Annotated in this window: 17 protein-coding genes and 1 other RNA gene; 12 read left to right on the top strand and 6 right to left on the bottom strand. The window is 53.3% G+C overall.

Features of this window, described 5'->3' with window-relative positions:
• Positions 1 to 168 precede the first annotated feature (168 nt).
• Complete coding sequence (gene argP / locus OGV98_RS01565; protein WP_003026988.1) at positions 169 to 1,062, bottom strand: DNA-binding transcriptional regulator ArgP; 894 nt, start codon at positions 1,060 to 1,062, stop codon at positions 169 to 171.
• Between the two features lie 170 nt (positions 1,063 to 1,232).
• On the opposite strand from argP, the gene rpiA reads away from it, so the two are divergent.
• Together rpiA and serA are read left to right on the top strand one after the other, a co-directional pair.
• A complete protein-coding gene (gene rpiA / locus OGV98_RS01560; protein ID WP_003026986.1) occupies positions 1,233 to 1,892 on the top strand; it encodes a ribose-5-phosphate isomerase RpiA in 660 nt (219 codons plus the stop codon).
• Positions 1,893 to 2,163: 271 nt separating this feature from the next.
• Entirely contained in the window at positions 2,164 to 3,396 is a 1,233-nt protein-coding gene (gene serA, locus OGV98_RS01555) for a phosphoglycerate dehydrogenase (RefSeq protein WP_003026984.1), read from the top strand.
• A 379-nt stretch (positions 3,397 to 3,775) separates the two neighbouring features.
• On the opposite strand, the gene OGV98_RS01550 is transcribed toward serA, so the two are convergent.
• The 3 genes from OGV98_RS01550 to zapA all read right to left on the bottom strand — a co-directional run bounded on the left by OGV98_RS01550 (position 3,776) and on the right by zapA (position 4,946).
• Entirely contained in the window at positions 3,776 to 4,372 is a 597-nt protein-coding gene (locus tag OGV98_RS01550; RefSeq protein ID WP_046670315.1) for a 5-formyltetrahydrofolate cyclo-ligase, read from the bottom strand.
• Positions 4,373 to 4,391: 19 nt separating this feature from the next.
• Positions 4,392 to 4,575: non-coding RNA, 6S RNA (gene ssrS / locus OGV98_RS01545), on the bottom strand.
• Between the two features lie 41 nt (positions 4,576 to 4,616).
• Entirely contained in the window at positions 4,617 to 4,946 is a 330-nt protein-coding gene (gene zapA / locus OGV98_RS01540; protein WP_003026980.1) for a cell division protein ZapA, read from the bottom strand.
• Positions 4,947 to 5,113: 167 nt separating this feature from the next.
• Here zapA and OGV98_RS01535 point away from each other — a divergent pair, with 167 nt between their 5' ends.
• The 8 genes from OGV98_RS01535 (at position 5,114) to OGV98_RS01500 (ending at position 15,331) form a co-directional block, all read left to right on the top strand.
• The gene (locus OGV98_RS01535) at positions 5,114 to 5,692 is read left to right on the top strand and encodes a YecA/YgfB family protein (protein ID WP_003026978.1); all 579 of its coding nucleotides are present in this window, start codon (positions 5,114 to 5,116) and stop codon (positions 5,690 to 5,692) included.
• 24 nt (positions 5,693 to 5,716) lie between these two features.
• Positions 5,717 to 7,042, top strand: a complete 1,326-nt coding sequence (pepP, locus tag OGV98_RS01530; RefSeq protein ID WP_061549186.1) for a Xaa-Pro aminopeptidase — start codon at positions 5,717 to 5,719, stop codon at positions 7,040 to 7,042.
• On the top strand, positions 7,039 to 8,217 hold the full coding sequence (gene ubiH / locus OGV98_RS01525) for a 2-octaprenyl-6-methoxyphenyl hydroxylase (protein WP_286550963.1): 1,179 nt from the start codon (positions 7,039 to 7,041) through the stop codon (positions 8,215 to 8,217). The genes pepP and ubiH overlap by 4 nt, the downstream gene beginning before the upstream one ends.
• A 139-nt stretch (positions 8,218 to 8,356) precedes the next feature.
• Positions 8,357 to 9,559, top strand: coding sequence for an FAD-dependent 2-octaprenylphenol hydroxylase (ubiI, locus tag OGV98_RS01520; RefSeq protein ID WP_139935775.1), 1,203 nt, complete (start codon positions 8,357 to 8,359; stop codon positions 9,557 to 9,559).
• Between the two features lie 452 nt (positions 9,560 to 10,011).
• Complete coding sequence (gene gcvT, locus OGV98_RS01515) at positions 10,012 to 11,106, top strand: glycine cleavage system aminomethyltransferase GcvT (RefSeq protein WP_286550961.1); 1,095 nt, start codon at positions 10,012 to 10,014, stop codon at positions 11,104 to 11,106.
• Positions 11,107 to 11,131: 25 nt separating this feature from the next.
• Positions 11,132 to 11,521 carry a glycine cleavage system protein GcvH gene (gcvH, locus tag OGV98_RS01510; RefSeq protein ID WP_003838257.1) on the top strand — a complete coding sequence of 130 codons (390 nt, stop codon included), beginning with the start codon at positions 11,132 to 11,134 and terminating at the stop codon, positions 11,519 to 11,521.
• A 131-nt stretch (positions 11,522 to 11,652) separates the two neighbouring features.
• Entirely contained in the window at positions 11,653 to 14,526 is a 2,874-nt protein-coding gene (gcvP, locus tag OGV98_RS01505) for an aminomethyl-transferring glycine dehydrogenase (protein ID WP_202581008.1), read from the top strand.
• A gap of 61 nt (positions 14,527 to 14,587) precedes the next feature.
• Positions 14,588 to 15,331, top strand: a complete 744-nt coding sequence (locus OGV98_RS01500; RefSeq protein WP_016150949.1) for an SDR family oxidoreductase — start codon at positions 14,588 to 14,590, stop codon at positions 15,329 to 15,331.
• 94 nt (positions 15,332 to 15,425) lie between these two features.
• On the opposite strand, the gene bglA is transcribed toward OGV98_RS01500, so the two are convergent.
• Both bglA and OGV98_RS01490 read right to left on the bottom strand, forming a co-directional pair.
• On the bottom strand, positions 15,426 to 16,859 hold the full coding sequence (bglA, locus tag OGV98_RS01495; RefSeq protein WP_202581009.1) for a 6-phospho-beta-glucosidase BglA: 1,434 nt from the start codon (positions 16,857 to 16,859) through the stop codon (positions 15,426 to 15,428).
• A 120-nt stretch (positions 16,860 to 16,979) separates the two neighbouring features.
• Entirely contained in the window at positions 16,980 to 17,708 is a 729-nt protein-coding gene (locus tag OGV98_RS01490; RefSeq protein WP_003838265.1) for a MurR/RpiR family transcriptional regulator, read from the bottom strand.
• Between the two features lie 52 nt (positions 17,709 to 17,760).
• Between OGV98_RS01490 and yqfB the strand changes: the two genes are divergently transcribed.
• Together yqfB and trhA are read left to right on the top strand one after the other, a co-directional pair.
• Positions 17,761 to 18,072, top strand: coding sequence for a N(4)-acetylcytidine aminohydrolase (yqfB, locus tag OGV98_RS01485; protein ID WP_003026949.1), 312 nt, complete (start codon positions 17,761 to 17,763; stop codon positions 18,070 to 18,072).
• Between the two features lie 162 nt (positions 18,073 to 18,234).
• Positions 18,235 to 18,894 (top strand): PAQR family membrane homeostasis protein TrhA, encoded by a 660-nt coding sequence (gene trhA / locus OGV98_RS01480; RefSeq protein ID WP_003026947.1) that lies wholly within the window; start codon positions 18,235 to 18,237, stop codon positions 18,892 to 18,894.
• Positions 18,895 to 18,957: the final 63 nt, after the last annotated feature.

Raw genomic sequence — 18,957 nt, 5'->3', positions numbered from 1 at the left:
TGTCGCCAGCAAAAAATAGCCAACAGGGCGTCGTTTTTTGCCGCATGGCGTGTTTGATTTTGTGATTTATTTCAAAGACGTGGCGGGAATAGCATGAATAGAGGGTAAAGGCTTGTCGGCCGGATAAGGCGTTACGCCGCCATCCGGCACTCTGGAGCAATAAACGGTTTAATCCTGACGCAACACCTTGTGCCCGTATTCCAGCAGCGCGTCGGTGACGTTGCGCATCATGCGGCTTTCCGGCGCAAAACGGTGCCAGTACAGCATCCGACGCTGGAACAGACCTGGCGTTAAGTCGATCAGCTCGCCGCTTTCCAGCTCTTTCTCAATCTGTAAGTGCGGGATCATGCAGCAGGTGGTGCCCTGACGGGCCAACTGGACGAAGGCTTCAGACGAGTTAACGATGTGGCACGGCACGCTGCCCGGCGGCAGGTCGAAGTTTTGTTGCAGGAACGCCTGGTGCATATCATCAAGATGGTCAAACGCTACCGCCGGGGCTTTCAGCAGGGCGGAGCGGGTGACGCCGTTAGGGAAATAACGTTCGGCGAAAGGTTTGGAGCCAACAAACAGGTAGTCCAGCGCGCCAAGTTTATCCACCAGACAGCTTGGCAGCGCCTGATGTTGGATACTCACCGCACCGACCACTTCACCACGACGCAGACGTTCCTGGGTGCGCGTTTCATCCTCAACCTGCAGATTCAGCCGAATCGGTGAATTGGCCAGTACCGGGGCTAACGCCGGAAGCAACCAGGTCGCCAGACTGTCGGCGTTCACTGCCAGTGAGAGCAGCAGCGGCGTCGATCCGGTTTGTTCATCACCCAGCCACTCGTCTTCCAGCAGTTCAACCTGACGCAAAAGTGCCAGTAGTTTCTGCCCCTGTTCGGTTGGGCGTGGTGGTACGGTACGCACCAGCAGCGGTTGTCCGAACATATTCTCAAGCTGTTTTATGCGCTGTGAAACCGCGGATTGCGTGATGCACAGCTTTTGCGCCGCGCGCTCAAATCCTCGTTCACGAATAACCGCATCCAGTGCTTGTAGTGTTCTGTAGTCCGGACGTTTCATTGCTTTGACGCACTCCTGAAAATTTTGCTTGTTCTGCACTATGACACAAATTTAGGTTGGGTAAAGACGAAATCCGCCGCTTGCGAGCGGGTGTGGGGACATTTTTCTGCACAATGTTCTATAATGCGCGTGAATTTTCCCACCATATTCACACCACAGGCGAAACGATCATGACGCAGGATGAACTGAAAAAAGCAGTAGGATGGGCGGCACTTCAGTATGTACAGCCCGGTACCATTGTGGGCGTAGGTACAGGTTCAACAGCCGCACACTTTATTGATGCGCTGGGCACAATGAAAGGTCAGATTGAAGGTGCTGTGTCCAGTTCGGACGCTTCAACCGAAAAACTCAAAAGCCTTGGCATCCACGTGTTCGATCTTAACGAAGTTGATAGTCTCGGCGTATACGTTGACGGCGCGGATGAAATCAACGGCCATATGCAGATGATCAAGGGCGGCGGTGCAGCGTTGACCCGTGAAAAAATCATTGCTTCCGTGGCGAAGAAATTTATCTGCATCGCGGATGCGTCCAAAGAAGTCGACATTCTCGGCAACTTCCCGCTGCCGGTTGAAGTGATCCCAATGGCGCGCAGCGCTGTGGCTCGCCAGTTGGTGAAGCTGGGCGGTCGTCCTGAATACCGTCAGGGCGTAGTGACGGACAACGGCAACGTGATCCTTGATGTACACGGTCTGGAGATCCTTGACGCCGTGGCCATGGAAAACGCCATCAATGCGATTCCGGGCGTGGTAACCGTCGGTCTGTTTGCCAACCGTGGTGCGGATGTCGCGCTGATCGGTACCCCAGACGGCGTGAAAACTATCGTAAAATGATCTGATGGGAGTGTCTTCTCCCGTTAAAAAAATTTTGGCAGGGCAAATTTGGTGACTTGTGTCACGTTTATAATATTGTCCTGCCGATCTCTCCAAAGAAAAAGTTATCGCCAGTATTTTCCTCTGACATTTCTCTCTGAATGACATTTCTTCAGCACGGCGACGCAAACGTTCATATTGCCGCAATATTATTTTTTGATATGTTGAAGAGGCGGATGAAAATCCCACACACAACACATCAGTTTGAACAAAAAAAGACAGGGTCGGGGAAATGGCAAAGGTATCACTGGAGAAAGATAAGATTAAATTTCTGCTGGTAGAAGGCGTGCATCAAAAAGCACTCGAAAGCCTTCGTGCAGCAGGTTATACCAACATCGAGTTTCACAAAGGTGCTCTGGACACTGAACAACTGAAAGAGTCCATCCGTGATGCCCACTTCATTGGCCTGCGATCCCGTACCCATCTGACTGAAGATGTGATTGACGCCGCAGAGAAACTGGTCGCGATTGGCTGCTTCTGTATCGGCACCAACCAGGTTGATCTGACCGCTGCGGCAAAGCGCGGGATCCCCGTGTTTAACGCGCCATTCTCTAACACGCGTTCCGTTGCGGAACTGGTGATTGGCGAACTGCTTCTCCTGCTACGCGGTGTACCCGAAGCGAACGCCAAAGCACACCGCGGCGTGTGGAACAAACTGGCTACCGGCTCCTTTGAAGCGCGTGGCAAAAAACTGGGGATCATCGGCTACGGCCACATTGGTACTCAGCTAGGCATTCTGGCGGAATCGCTGGGGATGCATGTCTATTTCTATGATATAGAAAATAAACTCCCACTCGGCAACGCCACGCAGGTGCAGCATCTTTCCGACCTGCTCAATATGAGCGACGTGGTCAGTTTGCACGTACCGGAAAATGCCTCCACCAAAAATCTGATGGGCGCGCGTGAGATTGCGTTGATGAAACCAGGCGCGCTGCTGATTAACGCCGCACGTGGTACGGTTGTTGATATTCCTGCGCTGTGCGACGCGTTAGCGACCAAGCACCTGGCAGGGGCGGCAATCGACGTATTCCCAACCGAGCCGGCAACCAACAGCGATCCTTTCACTTCGCCGCTGTGTGATTTCGACAACGTGATCCTGACGCCGCACATTGGTGGTTCAACGCTGGAAGCGCAGGAAAACATCGGTCTGGAAGTGGCTGGGAAACTGACCAAGTATTCCGATAACGGCTCTACGCTGTCTGCAGTTAACTTCCCGGAAGTTTCGCTGCCGCTACACGGCGGTCGTCGTCTGATGCACATTCACGAAAACCGTCCGGGCGTACTGACCGCGCTGAACCAGATTTTTGCCGAGCAGGGCGTCAACATTGCCGCACAGTATCTGCAGACTTCCGCACAGGTAGGTTACGTGGTTATTGATATTGAAGCGGATGAAGATGTGGCAGAGAAAGCGTTGCTGGCGATGAAAGCCCTCCCGGGTACTATTCGTGCTCGTCTGCTGTACTGATTTCCTCTACATGGGCAGGCGGTTGACCTGCCCATCTTTCCTCTGATTTTCCTGCCTTACTATCTCTTTGTGTAACGCATGCATTCCGTTTTCGACCCTTGCCGCAATTGGTAATTAAAGGCTGCGCTCTGCGTTGTACATCAATAAAAGGAATTTACGATAGGGGCTCAGCATCGTGCTGAAACGGGAAAGCCCCAACCGAAGCAGGGGCTTTAAAAAGGAAAGGGACGATGATGAGATACGTCATCATGCTGCTGATCCTGTTAATCATCGCTTCGCCAGCATATTAACAGAGAGTACGCAGGAGGGAGGCTCGCCTCCCTCACCCTTCGCCGAGAAAGTTAGTTTAAAAAAACGGCGCTGTCAATCGACAAAAAAGCTACCATTCCCATACTTTTGATGGCGTCACCACCGCAGGTAGCGGGATATCCCATTCTTCAACAGGCAGCTTTTCTACTCGCTGACAATCGTGCGCGTAGCCTACGGGCTGGATCTTATGCTGCTGCCAGTTTTGTAGCGTGCGGTCATAAAATCCGCCGCCCATGCCCAGGCGTTGCCCATATTCATCAAACGCCACTAACGGCGTAATCAGTACATCCAGCTGTGACAGCGGTAATACGTCACGTACATCAAGTCGTGGTTCCTGGATCTTTAAGCGATTGGTTACCAGGTCGCTATGCGGATGATAGTGCAGGAACAGCAAATTACCGGCGCTGAAGGGATGAAGAACCGGAAGATAAACGCGCTTGCCCGCTCGCCACAGCTGATCTATTAGCGGCTGGGTATCGAGTTCGCCATCGAACGAGAGGAATACTGCCACCGTATGAGCGAGTACAACAGGGGGAAAGCTGAGCATTCGGGTCGCGGCTTGCTGACCGTATTGTCGTTGCTGTTCGGAGGTAAGCGCACGACGACGCTGCCGAATCAGTTGACGAATTTCTTGCCGGGATAAAGGGAGTTCAGAAAGTAATGTCATGGCTGTTGCCAGGTAGAAGGGAATCTCCGAGATGCCGCCGCAGGCTGTAACCCTTGAACCCTTGGTTCAAGGTGAATGTGTCGTCACAGTTTTAAGGCTTCTCGGACGGGCCGAGCATGCTCACCAACCGTGGAGCGCCACATTCTTGTGGTATGAAATATCGGCTCAGGGGACTGGCCCGCTTGCAAACATCTCAGAGAAATTTTGTCTTCACGGTCACTCTACCACAGTAAACCGAAAAGTGTTATTCAAAGTTTTGGCCCGTTTTTTCGGTTATGCGACCCTGATCAAGCAACGCCTGTTCGATGGTCTGTTGTAGCATCCGAATACGTTGTTCCATGCTCGCCGCGTACTCACGCGTCTTCGCTTTTTCCTGAGTTAATTCATAGCTGATGTTCAACGCGGCGATGAAAACCAACTGCTCAGTATTTGTGACTCTAGTGCGAACTTTCAGATCTTGCAATCGCTGATTGAGATCGTCCGCAGCCTGATTCAACGCATCCCTTTGTTCAGGCGGGCAATTCACTCGCAGTGAACGGCCAAATATTTGGATATCGACGGGTTGTGCAGACATGCCACCTTCCTGCTGATTGACTGCGCTGCCTTCGTCTCCAGACCGTGGGTCCGCGAAGGGGCGACACTATAGCTACCCTGGTATCAAGATACAAGCCCTTTTCTGGTCCACCAGGGTCCAAAGTGGTAGCATACCATGAATATTCCTCCCTTTGATGACGAATGCTTATGTCTATACAGAACGAAATGCCTGGTTACAACGAAGTTAGCCAGTTTTTGAACCAACAAGGGGCTGGATTAACCCCGGCCGAAATGCACGGCTTGATAAGCGGAATGATTTGCGGTGGAAACAACGACAGCTCATGGCAGCCGCTGTTGCACGACCTGACGAACGAAGGTCTGGCCTTTGGTCACGAGCTGGCTCAGGCGCTGCTGAAAATGCACTCTGCCACCAGCGATGCCCTCGAAGACGACGGCTTCCTTTTTCAGCTTTATCTGCCTGAAGGGGATGACGTCAGCGTGTTCGATCGCGCCGATGCGCTGGCGGGATGGGTAAACCACTTTTTGCTGGGCCTTGGCGTCACGCAGCCGAAGCTCGACAAAGTAACCGGCGAAACCGGGGAAGCGATTGACGACCTGCGCAATATCGCGCAGTTAGGGTATGACGAAGACGAAGATCAGGAAGAGCTGGAAATGTCGCTCGAAGAGATCATCGAATACGTGCGCGTAGCCGCTTTGCTGTGTCATGACACGTTTACGCGTCAGCAGCCGACTGCGCCGGAAGTTCGTAAACCGACTCTGCACTAAGAACGAAACGCAAAGGAGAGTGTGATGAGCGAGATATCTCAGCAAGAATTCCAGCGTCGTCGCCAGGCTTTACTGGCACAAATGCAGCCCGGCAGCGCCGCGCTGATTTTTGCCGCGCCTGAAGCGACGCGCAGCGCGGACAGTGAATACCCGTACCGCCAAAGCAGTGATTTCTGGTACTTCACCGGTTTTAACGAACCTGAAGCCGTGCTGGTGCTGATTAAAAGCGATGACACTCATAACCATAGCGTTTTGTTCAATCGGGTTCGCGATCTGACGGCGGAGATCTGGTTTGGTCGCCGTCTGGGCCAGGATGCTGCCCCGGAAAAACTTGGCGTTGACCGGGCGCTGGCCTTCAGTGAAATCAACCAACAGCTGCACCTGTTGCTCAATGGCCTGGACGCGGTCTACCACGCACAGGGCGAATATGCCTGGGCCGACGAGATTGTGTGCACGGCACTGGATAAACTGCGTAAAGGCTCCAGACAAAATCTGCACGCACCTGCCGCGATTATCGACTGGCGTCCAATGGTGCATGAGATGCGCCTGTTCAAATCACCGGAAGAGATTGCGGTCATGCGTCGTGCCGGAGAAATCACCGCGCTGGCGCATACCCGTGCGATGGAAAAATGCCGTCCGGGAATGTTTGAATACCAGTTAGAAGGGGAGATTCACCACGAATTTACCCGCCATGGTGCGCGTTATCCGTCCTATAACACGATTGTCGGCAGCGGTGAAAACGGCTGTATCCTGCATTACACCGAAAATGAAAGTGAAATGCGCGATGGTGATTTGGTGCTGATCGACGCTGGCTGTGAATACAAAGGCTATGCGGGCGACATTACGCGCACCTTCCCGGTGAACGGTAAATTTACTCCAGCACAGCGTGAAATCTACGATATCGTGCTGGAATCCTTAGAGACCAGCCTGCGTCTGTATCGTCCCGGAACGTCCATTCAGGAAGTCACTGGCGAAGTGGTGCGCATCATGATTACGGGTCTGGTGAAACTCGGTATTTTGCACGGTGATGTCGATCAGTTGATTACCGAAAATGCACATCGCCCATTCTTTATGCATGGTCTAAGCCACTGGCTTGGGCTGGATGTGCACGACGTCGGCGTTTATGGTCAGGACCGCTCACGTATTCTTGAGCCGGGAATGGTGCTCACCGTCGAGCCGGGACTGTATATCGCGCCAGACGCCGATGTACCGCCGGCTTATCGTGGTATCGGCATTCGTATTGAGGATGACATCCTCATCACCGAGGACGGCAATGAAAACCTGACCGCCAGCGTAGTGAAGAAAGCGGATGACATTGAAGCCTTAATGGCTGCGGCGCGACTGCAATGAGCGTGATTATCGTTGGTGGTGGTATGGTTGGCGCGACGCTGGCGTTGGCCATTTCTCAGCTCAGCCATGGGACTCTGCCGGTTCATCTGATAGAAGCGAGCGAACCTGAAACTGACCGCCATCCCGGGTTTGATGCCAGGGCGATCGCTCTGGCGGCAGGAACCTGCCAACAACTGGCGCGAATTGGCGTATGGCAGGCGATTGCCGATTGCGCAACGGCCATTAAAACGGTTCACGTCAGCGATCGCGGTCATGCCGGATTTGTGACGCTGGATGCGCAGGAATACCGTATTCCGGCTCTGGGCCAGGTGGTAGAACTGCACGACGTCGGGCTGCGTCTGTTTGCGCTGCTGCGCAAAGCACCGGGCGTCACATTGCACTGCCCCGATCGCGTAGCCAGCGTGTCGCGCACGCAGGAGCGCGTAGAAGTTACGCTGGAAAATGGCGAAATGATTGATGGTCGCCTGCTGGTGGCCGCCGACGGTACGCGCTCCGCACTGGCTACCGCCTGCGGTGTTGACTGGCTGCAACAGCCTTATGAGCAACTGGCGGTAATTGCCAACGTCATGACCTCTGTACCGCACGACGGGCGAGCGTTTGAACGCTTCACGCAATATGGTCCGCTGGCAATGCTGCCGATGTCTGACGGTCGCTGCTCGTTGGTGTGGTGCCATCCGCTGGAGCAGCGTGATGAGATTATGGCCTGGTCCGACGAACAGTTTTGCCGTGAACTACAAACCGCTTTTGGCTGGCGACTGGGACGTATTACCCAGGCCGGTAAACGCAGCGCCTACCCGCTTTCGTTAACTACAACGCTGAAGGCGATTACCCATCGTACCGTGCTGGTAGGAAACGCCGCCCAGACGCTGCATCCCATTGCCGGGCAAGGTTTCAACCTGGGCCTGCGTGACGTAATGAGCCTGGCTGAGACGTTGACGCAGGCGGAAAACGGCGCGGAAGATGTGGGTGATTATGCGGTGCTGGCACGCTATCAGCAGCGCCGCGAAAGCGATCGTGATACGACGATTGGTGTGACCAATAATTTAGTGTATTTGTTTGCCAATCACTGGGCCCCGCTGGTTGTTGGGCGTAATGCCGGGCTGATGGCGATGGAATTATTCCCCCCTGCGCGCGATGCGCTGGCGGAGCGGACCCTGGGCTGGGTTGCGCGCTAAATATAATCTGTAGGCCGAATTAAAGAAGTAGGCCTGATAAGCGCAGCGCCATCAGGCAATGTCGCGGAATTGATGCCGGATGGCGGCTTTGCCTTATCCGGCCTACGGTTTTTGATTGTCCTATTTTCAGGAGCAAACAGTGCAAAGTGTTGATGTAGCAATTGTTGGTGGCGGCATGGTAGGACTGGCGGTTGCCTGCGGCTTACAGGGCAGCGGGTTGCGCGTTGCTGTATTAGAACAACATGTTCCGCAGCCGTTGGCGGCGGATGCACCTCCTCAGCTTCGTGTTTCGGCCATTAATGCCGCCAGCGAAAAACTGCTTACCCGTCTTGGCGTCTGGTCCGACATTGTTGCCCGTCGCGCTTGCTGCTACCACGGCATGGAAGTCTGGGACAAAGACAGCTTTGGGCGTATTGCGTTTGATGACCAGAGCATGGGCTACAGCCATTTGGGGCACATTGTCGAAAACTCAGAGATTCATTATGCGCTGTGGCAAAAGGCGCAGCGTTCAGCGGATATTACGCTGATGGCACCTGCTGAATTACAGCAGGTGGCCTGGGGTGAGAACGAAGCATTTCTGACCCTGAAAGATGGCGCAATGCTGACGGCCCGCCTGGTCGTCGGTGCTGATGGTGCTAACTCCTGGCTGCGCAACAAAGCGGATATTCCGCTCACCTTCTGGGATTATCGTCATCATGCGCTGGTGGCGACTATCCGTACGCAGGAAGCGCACGGTGCGGTTGCGCGTCAGGCGTTTCACGGCGAGGGGATCCTGGCATTCCTGCCGCTCAGCGATCCACACCTGTGTTCTATCGTCTGGTCGCTCTCGCCGCAGGAAGCAGAATGTATGCAGCAGGCAAGCATTGACGAGTTTAATCAGGCGCTGAATATCGCTTTTGATAATCGTCTGGGGCTGTGCAGCCTTGAAAGCGAACGTCAGGCGTTTCCGCTGACGGGACGTTATGCCCGTCAGTTCGCCGCCCATCGTCTGGTGCTGGTGGGGGATGCGGCGCATACCATCCACCCGCTGGCGGGTCAGGGGGTTAACCTTGGCTTTATGGATGCGGCGGAGCTGATCGATGAACTTAAGCGGCTACAGCGTCAGGGTAAAGATATTGGTCAGTATCTTTATTTACGCCGCTACGAACGCAGCCGTAAGCACAGCGCAGCGCTGATGCTGGCAGGGATGCAGGGTTTCCGTGAACTGTTTGCAGGCGAGAATCCGGCGAAAAAACTGCTACGCGATATTGGGCTGAAACTGGCCGATACCCTCCCGGGCGTAAAACCACAACTCATCCGTCAGGCGATGGGACTGAACGATCTTCCCGAGTGGTTACGTTAGTGTCCGTAAGGACAATCTTAAGAGTTTGAGACCCGTCACACTTTCCTCTCCCGGCCTGCGCGCCGGGGTGCTTCTCTCATTTGAAATAATCTAATTCCACGCCTTTTTTCGCATTAGTTTTTTTAATATCACGTTTTTTTCATAACGCCATTTTTGACATTTTTTCCACATTTAATGTGGATTGGTGCTGTAAGTTTGCGCTTATCTTTGTTTGTTATTCTGGTTTATTACTACATACGTGGAGTTTTATTCTGTTGGCGATCAGGCTGTTTTTCGCCATAAGCTAATGTGATGGTTAATTTTGACTTATGGTTTAGCGTCTGTTTCGGTGGTAAGTTCAGGACAAAGAGAACGTTTGCGTCGTAGCCCCTGGAGCGGCTGCGGTGCTGGGTTTCGTGGCGAAAATTTCACCGCGAAAGAGTTGGTAGCCCCGCTTATTCAACGAGGAAAAGATGGCTCAACAGACTCCTTTGTACGAACAACACACGCTATGTGGCGCGCGCATGGTCGATTTCCATGGCTGGATGATGCCACTGCATTACGGTTCTCAGCTCGATGAACACCATGCTGTTCGCACCGATGCCGGAATGTTTGATGTGTCGCATATGACCATCGTCGACCTGCGCGGTAGCCGCACCCGGGAGTTCTTGCGTTATCTGCTGGCAAACGACGTCGCAAAGCTAACGAAGACGGGTAAAGCCCTCTACTCCGGTATGCTTAACGCTTCGGGCGGCGTGATAGATGACCTGATTGTCTACTACTTCACTGAAGACTTCTTCCGCCTCGTTGTAAACTCCGCCACCCGCGAAAAAGACCTCTCCTGGATTACCCAACACGCTGAACCATACGCTATCGACATCACCGTTCGTGATGATCTGTCGCTGATTGCGGTACAGGGTCCAATCGCACAGGAAAAAGCAGCTACGTTGTTTACTGACGAGCAGCGTCAGGCGGTAGCAGGCATGAAGCCGTTCTTCGGCGTTCAGGCGGGCGACTTGTTTATCGCAACCACCGGTTATACCGGCGAAGCAGGCTATGAAATTGCCATGCCGAATGAAAAAGCGGCAGATTTCTGGCGTGCGCTGGTACAGGCTGGTGTCAAACCCTGCGGTCTCGGCGCACGTGACACGCTGCGTCTGGAAGCCGGTATGAACCTGTACGGTCAGGAGATGGACGAAGGCATTTCTCCGCTGGCGGCCAACATGGGCTGGACCATCGCATGGGAACCGGCTGACCGCGACTTTATCGGTCGTGAAGCGTTGGAAATGCAGCGTGAAAAAGGCCACGAACAACTGGTCGGGCTGGTGATGACCGAGAAAGGCGTGCTGCGTAATGAACTGCCGGTGCGCTTCACCGATGCTTCCGGCAACCAGCAGGAAGGCATTATCACCAGCGGGACATTCTCCCCAACTCTTGGTTACAGCATCGCGTTGGCGCGAGTCCCTGCGGGTATCGGCGAAACTGCGATCGTGCAGATCCGTAACCGCGAAATGCCGGTAAAAGTGACTAAACCTGTTTTTGTGCGTAACGGCAAAGCCGTCGCGTAATTCATCCTTTTTTGGAGATTGATTGATGAGCAACGTACCTGCAGAACTGAAATACAGCAAAGAACACGAATGGCTGCGCAAAGAAGCTGACGGCTCTTACACCGTTGGTATCACCGAACACGCTCAGGAGCTGTTAGGTGACATGGTTTTCGTTGACCTGCCAGAAGTTGGCGCAACCGTCAGCGCGGGCGATGATTGTGCCGTTGCGGAGTCCGTAAAAGCGGCATCCGATATCTATGCGCCAGTAGGTGGTGAGATTGTGGCGGTTAACGACGCGCTTAGCGACTCCCCGGAACTGGTCAACAGCGAGCCATATGCGGGCGGCTGGATTTTCAAAATCAAAGCCAGCGATGAAAGCGAAATTGAATCGCTGCTGGATGCGGCCGCATATGAAGCATTGTTAGAAGACGAGTAAATACGCTTTTGCCGGATGGCGCTGCGCTTATCCGGCCTACAAAGCATGCGTAGACCCGGTAAGCGCTAGCGCAGCCGGGCTCGTAGACAGAGACAATCACGATTCACTGCACGTTTCAGGAACCATCGCCCATGACACAGACGTTAAGCCAGCTTGAAAACAGCGGCGCTTTCATTGAACGCCACATCGGACCGGACGCCGCGCAGCAGCAAGAGATGCTGAATGCGGTTGGCGCCGAGTCGTTAAACGCGCTGATCGGCCAGATTGTGCCGAAAGACATTCAGCTCGCAACCCCGCCGCAGGTGGGCGAGGCGGCGACCGAATACGCTGCGCTGGCTGAATTAAAAGCCATCGCTGGGCGTAACAAGCGCTTCACGTCCTACATTGGCATGGGCTACACCGCCGTGCAGTTGCCACCGGTTATCCTGCGCAACATGCTGGAAAACCCGGGCTGGTACACTGCGTATACGCCGTATCAGCCAGAAGTTTCTCAGGGGCGCCTGGAAGCGCTGCTCAACTTCCAGCAGGTGACGCTGGATCTGACCGGTCTGGACATGGCCTCCGCCTCTCTGCTGGATGAAGCCACCGCGGCGGCTGAAGCGATGGCGATGGCAAAACGCGTCAGCAAACTGAAAAACGCCAACCGCTTCTTTGTGGCTGCTGATGTTCATCCGCAAACGCTGGATGTTGTGCGTACTCGTGCACAAACCTTTGGTTTTGACGTCATTGTTGATGACGCGGCGAAAGCACTGGATCACCAGGATGTGTTTGGCGTGCTGTTGCAGCAGGTTGGCACCACCGGTGAAGTGCATGACTACAGCAAACTGATTACCGAGCTGAAATCCCGTAAAGTTGTGGTCAGTGTCGCTGCCGACTTTATGGCGCTGGTACTGCTGACTGCTCCGGGCAAACAGGGCGCGGATATCGTTTTCGGTTCTGCACAACGCTTCGGCGTACCGATGGGTTACGGTGGCCCACACGCGGCATTCTTCGCCGCGAAAGACGAATTCAAACGCTCCATGCCAGGCCGTATTATCGGCGTCTCCAAAGATGCGGCGGGCAATACCGCACTGCGCATGGCGATGCAGACTCGTGAGCAGCATATCCGCCGCGAGAAAGCGAACTCCAACATTTGTACCTCGCAGGTCCTGCTGGCCAACATCGCCAGCCTGTATGCCGTTTATCATGGTCCGGTTGGCCTGAAACGCATTGCTAATCGCATCCACCGCCTGACTGATATCCTGGCAGCCGGTCTGCAACAGAAAGGATTGAAGCTGCGTCATGCGCATTACTTCGACACCCTGTGCGTTGAAGTAGCCGATAAGGCCGCAGTGCTGGCGCGTGCCGAAGCGGCAGAAATCAACCTGCGTAGCGATATCCATAACGCGGTAGGTATTACGCTCGATGAAACCACCACCCGTGAAAACGTGGTGCAGTTGTTCAATGTACTGCTGGGCGACAGTCACGCTCTGAACATCGATACGCTGGATAAAGACGTGGCGCTCGACAGCCGTTCTATTCAGGAAAGCATGCTGCGTGACGATGTGATCCTCAGCCATCCGGTGTTCAACCGCTATCACAGCGAAACCGAGATGATGCGCTACATGCACTCACTGGAGCGTAAAGATCTGGCGCTGAATCAGGCAATGATCCCGCTGGGTTCCTGCACTATGAAGCTCAACGCCGCTGCCGAGATGATCCCTATCACCTGGCCTGAATTCGCTGAGCTGCATCCGTTCTGCCCGCCAGAGCAGGCTGAAGGTTATCACCAGATGATCGGCCAGCTTTCCGAGTGGCTGGTAAAACTGACCGGTTATGATGCCGTCTGCATGCAGCCGAACTCCGGCGCGCAGGGCGAGTATGCGGGTCTGCTGGCGATTCGTCATTATCACGAAAGCCGTAACGAAGGTCATCGCGATATCTGCTTGATCCCGGCTTCTGCCCACGGTACCAACCCGGCGTCTGCACAGATGGCGGGTATGCAGGTAGTGGTTGTCGCCTGTGATAAGAATGGCAACATCGATCTGGACGATCTGCGAGCAAAAGCAGAACAACATGCCGACAACCTTTCTTGCATCATGGTGACCTATCCATCCACCCACGGCGTTTATGAAGAAACGATCCGTGAAGTGTGCGACGTTGTGCACCAGTTCGGCGGCCAGGTTTACCTTGATGGCGCGAACATGAACGCTCAGGTTGGGATCACCACGCCGGGCTTTATTGGCGCAGATGTCTCGCACCTCAACCTGCATAAAACATTCTGCATTCCGCACGGCGGCGGCGGCCCAGGTATGGGACCGATCGGCGTGAAATCACATCTGGCGCCGTTTGTACCGGGCCACAGCGTAGTGCAGATTGAAGGGATGCTGACCCGCCAGGGCGCAGTTTCTGCGGCGCCGTTCGGTAGCGCATCCATTTTGCCAATCAGCTGGATGTACATCCGTATGATGGGCGCAGAAGGTCTGAAGCAGGCAAGCCAGGTGGCGATTCTTAACGCTAACTACATTGCCAGCCGTCTGAAAGATGCTTATCCGGTACTGTATACCGGTCGCGATGGTCGCGTGGCGCATGAATGTATTCTCGACATTCGCCCACTGAAAGAAGAGACCGGCATCAGCGAACTGGATATTGCCAAGCGCCTAATCGATTACGGTTTCCATGCGCCGACTATGTCATTCCCGGTCGCGGGTACCCTGATGGTTGAACCGACTGAATCTGAAAGCAAAGTGGAACTGGATCGCTTTATCAATGCGATGCTGGCAATCCGCGCTGAGATCGATCGCGTGAAAGCCGGTGAATGGTCACTGGAAGATAACCCGCTGGTTAACTCACCGCACACGCAAAACGAGCTGGTCGCGGAGTGGAATCACGGTTATAGCCGCGAAATCGCCGTCTTCCCGGCGGGTGTGGCGAACAAATACTGGCCAACCGTGAAACGCCTTGATGACGTTTACGGTGACCGTAACCTGTTCTGCTCCTGTGTACCGATGAGCGAATATCAGTAATCTGCTGATTCAACTATCTTTTAAAGGCGCTTCGGCGCCTTTATTTTTTAGGAGAAACGTTATGGCTATAGCATTGGTGACGGGCGGCAGTCGTGGCATTGGTCGAGCAACCGCGCTGCAACTGGCGCAAGAGGGTTACACGGTCGCCGTGAATTTTCATCACCATATTCGTGCGGCAACCGAGGTGGTGAACAACATCGTCGCTGCAGGCGGTAAAGCATTTGCTTTGCGTGCGGATATCAGTGATGAAAGCCAGGTGGTGGCAATGTTTGAGTCTATTGACCGTGAAGGCGAGCAACTGACTGCCCTGGTGAATAATGCCGGGATCTTGTTTGAGCAAAGCACGGTCGAAAACTTAACCGCCGAACGAATTAATCGCGTACTGGCAACCAACGTTACCGGCTATTTTCTGTGCTGTCGGGAAGCGGTAAAGCGCATGTCGTTCAAGCACGGCGGTCAGGGTGGATCGATTGTAAATGTCTCTTCGGCGGCATCGCGGCTTGGTGCGCCATTCGAATATGTTGATTACGCGGCCTCGAAAGGCGCTGTGGACACGCTCACCACCGGCCTGGCGCTGGAGGTTGCGGCGCAAGGGATCCGCGTAAACTGCGTGCGACCAGGTCTTATCTACACTGAAATGCACGCATCAGGCGGCGAGCCGGGAAGAGTCGATCGCGTGAAATCACTGTTGCCTATGCAGCGTGGCGGGCAGCCGGAAGAAGTCGCGCAGGCAATTACCTGGCTGTTGAGCGAGAAGGCATCTTACGTAACGGGCAGTTTTCTGGAACTGGCAGGCGGGAAGTAGGGATTTAATTGCCGGATAGCGCTGCGTTTATCCAGCCTACGGGAGTATAACCTGTAGGCTGGATAAGGCGTTTACGCCGCCATCCGGCAAAAAATTACAGATTCTCGCCGTTGCTGGCAATCACCGCTTTATACCACTCAAAACTCTTCTTTCGTGAACGCGACATATCGCCGGTGCCGTCGTCATGTTTGTTCACGTAGATAAAGCCGTAACGTTTGCTGTACTGACCGGTGGTAAACGATACGCAGTCGATGCAGCCCCATGGCGTGTAGCCCATCAGGTCTACGCCATCATAGGTCACCGCTTTCATCATTTCTTCGATGTGGGCGCGCAGATAGTCGATGCGATAGTCGTCGTTGATGCTGCCGTCTTCTTCTACTTTGTCATAAGCGCCAAACCCGTTTTCAACGATAAACAGCGGCTTCTGGTAGCGTTCATACAGCTCACATAAGGCATAGCGTAGACCGACGGGGTCAATCTGCCAGCCCCAGTCGGAGGCTTTTACGTGCGGGTTCGGTACGCTGCCCTCAAAACCAGAAATGGCATCGCCGCTGCCGCCTTCCGCTTTTACCGCGTTGGTCATGTAGTAACTGAATCCGAGATAGTCACAGGTGCCTTCACGCAGGATTTGCTCATCGCCGGCTTCTATTTGGATGTTGAATTCGCGGCGTTCCCACTCGTTCAGTACATATGATGGATAGTAGCCGCGCAGCTGAACGTCAGTGAAAACGTAGCGCTCACGCATCGATTCCTGCGCGAACATTACATCCTCAGGCTTACAGGAGAACGGATACAGTGGCACCATCGCCAGCATGCAGCCGACTTTCATTTCCGGGTTGATGCGACGTGCCGCCTTTACCGCCAGCGCGCTGGCCACGAACTGGTGATGCAGCACCTGGTACATAGTCTCTTCAGGGTTTTCATGCTCGGTATACACCACGCCGGAGCAGCAATAGCCAAACAGCGGCGCGCGCCAGTTACGCTGGTTGTTGATCTCATTGAAGGTCATCCAGTATTTGACCTTGTGCTTATAGCGCTCAAAAACGACTTCAGCAAAACGGACAAAGAAATCGACGACTTTACGATTGGTCCAGCTACCGTACTGTTGAACCAGGTGCAGCGGCATTTCAAAGTGGGAAAGGGTGATGACTGGTTCAATGTTGTACTTCAGCAGTTCATCGAACATGTCGTCGTAGAACTTTAGCCCTTCTTCATTCGGTTGGATTTCGTCCCCTTTGGGGAAGATACGGGTCCAGGCGATGGAGGTACGGAAGCATTTGAACCCCATCTCGGCAAACAGCTTGATGTCTTCTTTGTAATGACTGTAAAAATCGACAGCTTCGTGGTTGGGGTAGTACTTACCGGGCTCAACTTCCTGAGTGATTTCTCGCGGAACACCGTGTGCCCCTCCGGTCAGTACGTCGCAAATGCTGGGGCCTTTGCCACCTTTGTTCCAGCCGCCTTCAACCTGGTGCGCCGCAACCGCGCCGCCCCATAAAAAATCGTTTGGTAAGGTAAGTTTTTTCATCTGCGCTCAGTCTCAAATTAATACAATCTGATTTTGAGTCTAACAAAGGAAAGATAAATGTCACGATATAACAAAATAGCGTAAATGTGATTTGTTACATCAAAAAAACAGATTGTTTTTTTACGCTATTCTTTTCGCCAGCTTGCGACCGAGTGATTCCAGAATATAAATAACGGGGATCTGCGTGGTTATATCGTATACCCCGGCAATACGTGTTTGTGGAACATGCCAGGAGAGGTTAAAGTCGGCGAGTTTCGCCAGGCGAGAGTGTTCATGGCTGGTGACCGACAGAACCTTACAGTTGTGCAGACTGAACTGGCTGGCAAAGCGCAGGATCTCTTCTGTTTCACCAGATACGGAAAGCACGATCGCCAGCGCGTTTCTGGCCATGTCGTTAGTGACCGGGAAATAAGGATCGTCAATGTGATTACTGAATTTACCGACGTTTGAGAAAAAACGTGCGCCATATTTTGCCAGCGCTCCAGACGTTCCCGCTCCGACGAATATAATACGTTCGGACGATAATATAATATCAACAGCCTGATCGAGCAGTTTATCGAATTCGTCGTTATTGACGCCTTTAAAGAAACTGATAATTTCGCTGGCACCGAAATTAGCCTGTTGCGGTTCATTCTGCTCTAAATATAATTTGAAGCGCACGCGAAATTCTGAGTAACCCTCACATTTAAGCTTGCGGCAAAAGCGCAGTACGGTGGTAGTGGAAACACCCACGGCATCGGCCAGTTCGCGAATGGTCATGTACATGACTTTGTCACGGTTTTTGATGACATAGTTGTAGACCAGCATCTCAAGATTGTTGAGACTGGCGATGGCAGCGTGGGAGAACATACTCACAATGGCAAAACTCACTCATCAGACTTCATCTACAGGGAATAATAACATGCAGCCAAATGACATCACTTTTTTTCAGCGTTTCCAGGATGACATTCTGGCCGGACGCAAGACCATCACCATTCGTGACGAGTCCGAATCACACTTCAAAGCCGGGGACATTTTACGGGTTGGGCGCTTCGAAGATGACGGTTACTTCTGCACGATTGAGGTTGTTGGCACCTCAACCGTCACGCTGGATACGCTAACGGATAAACATGCCCAGCAGGAAAACATGACGCTTGAAGAACTTAAACATGTGATTGCCGAGATTTACCCGAATCAGACGCAATTTTATGTGATTGATTTTAAATGTCTTTGATTTAAAGAAACATCTGTTAGTTGAAAAATCACTTACAACACAATGATTTTAAAGGATTAATATTAATGTGATATTTATTTTAGCTAACAGGTGTTCACTGGAACCATTCTCAGTTACGCTAGAGGCGCAATAACGAAAGTGTTCGTTTCTGGGGAGTAACTTATGGTTCAGAAGCCATTAATCGCGCAGGGATATTCGTTGGCAGAGGAAATAGCCAATAGCATCAGTCACGGTATCGGGCTGGTGTTTGGGATTGTCGGACTGGTGTTATTACTGGTCCAGGCAGTAGATACCAACGCCAGCGCTATGGCCATTACCAGCTATAGCCTGTACGGCGGCAGCATGATCCTGCTGTTCCTCGCCTCAACCTTGTATCACGCGATCCCCCATCAGAGAGCGAAAGTCTGGCTGAAAAAATTTGACCACTGTGCGATTTATCTGCTGATTGCCGGGACCTACACGCCATTCCTGCTGGTGGGGCTTGATTCGCCGCTGGCACGTGGACTGATGATTGTTATCTGGAGCCTGGCGCTGATCGGTATTTTATTCAAACTGACCATTGCGCACCGATTTAAGGTTCTGTCGCTGGTAACCTACCTGACAATGGGCTGGCTATCGCTGATTGTGGTGTATCAACTGGCGGTTAAGTTGGCAGCGGGAGGCGTGACGTTGCTGGCTGTTGGCGGTGTGGTGTATTCCCTGGGCGTTATTTTCTACGTCTGTAAGCGCATTCCTTACAACCATGCGATCTGGCACGGCTTTGTGCTGGGCGGCAGCGTTTGCCACTTCCTGGCGATCTATCTCTACGTTGGTCAGGCGTAATCATTGACGCCGGATGGAGGCTAGCGCCTTATCCGGCCTACAAAACAAAAGCCAGCATGCCTG

The organism is Citrobacter sp. Cf136 (genome assembly GCF_030333815.1).
GTDB lineage: Bacteria > Pseudomonadota > Gammaproteobacteria > Enterobacterales > Enterobacteriaceae > Citrobacter > Citrobacter freundii.
The sequence above is the reverse complement of the archived record's forward strand: the minus strand, read 5'-3'. Positions and strand labels throughout refer to the sequence as shown.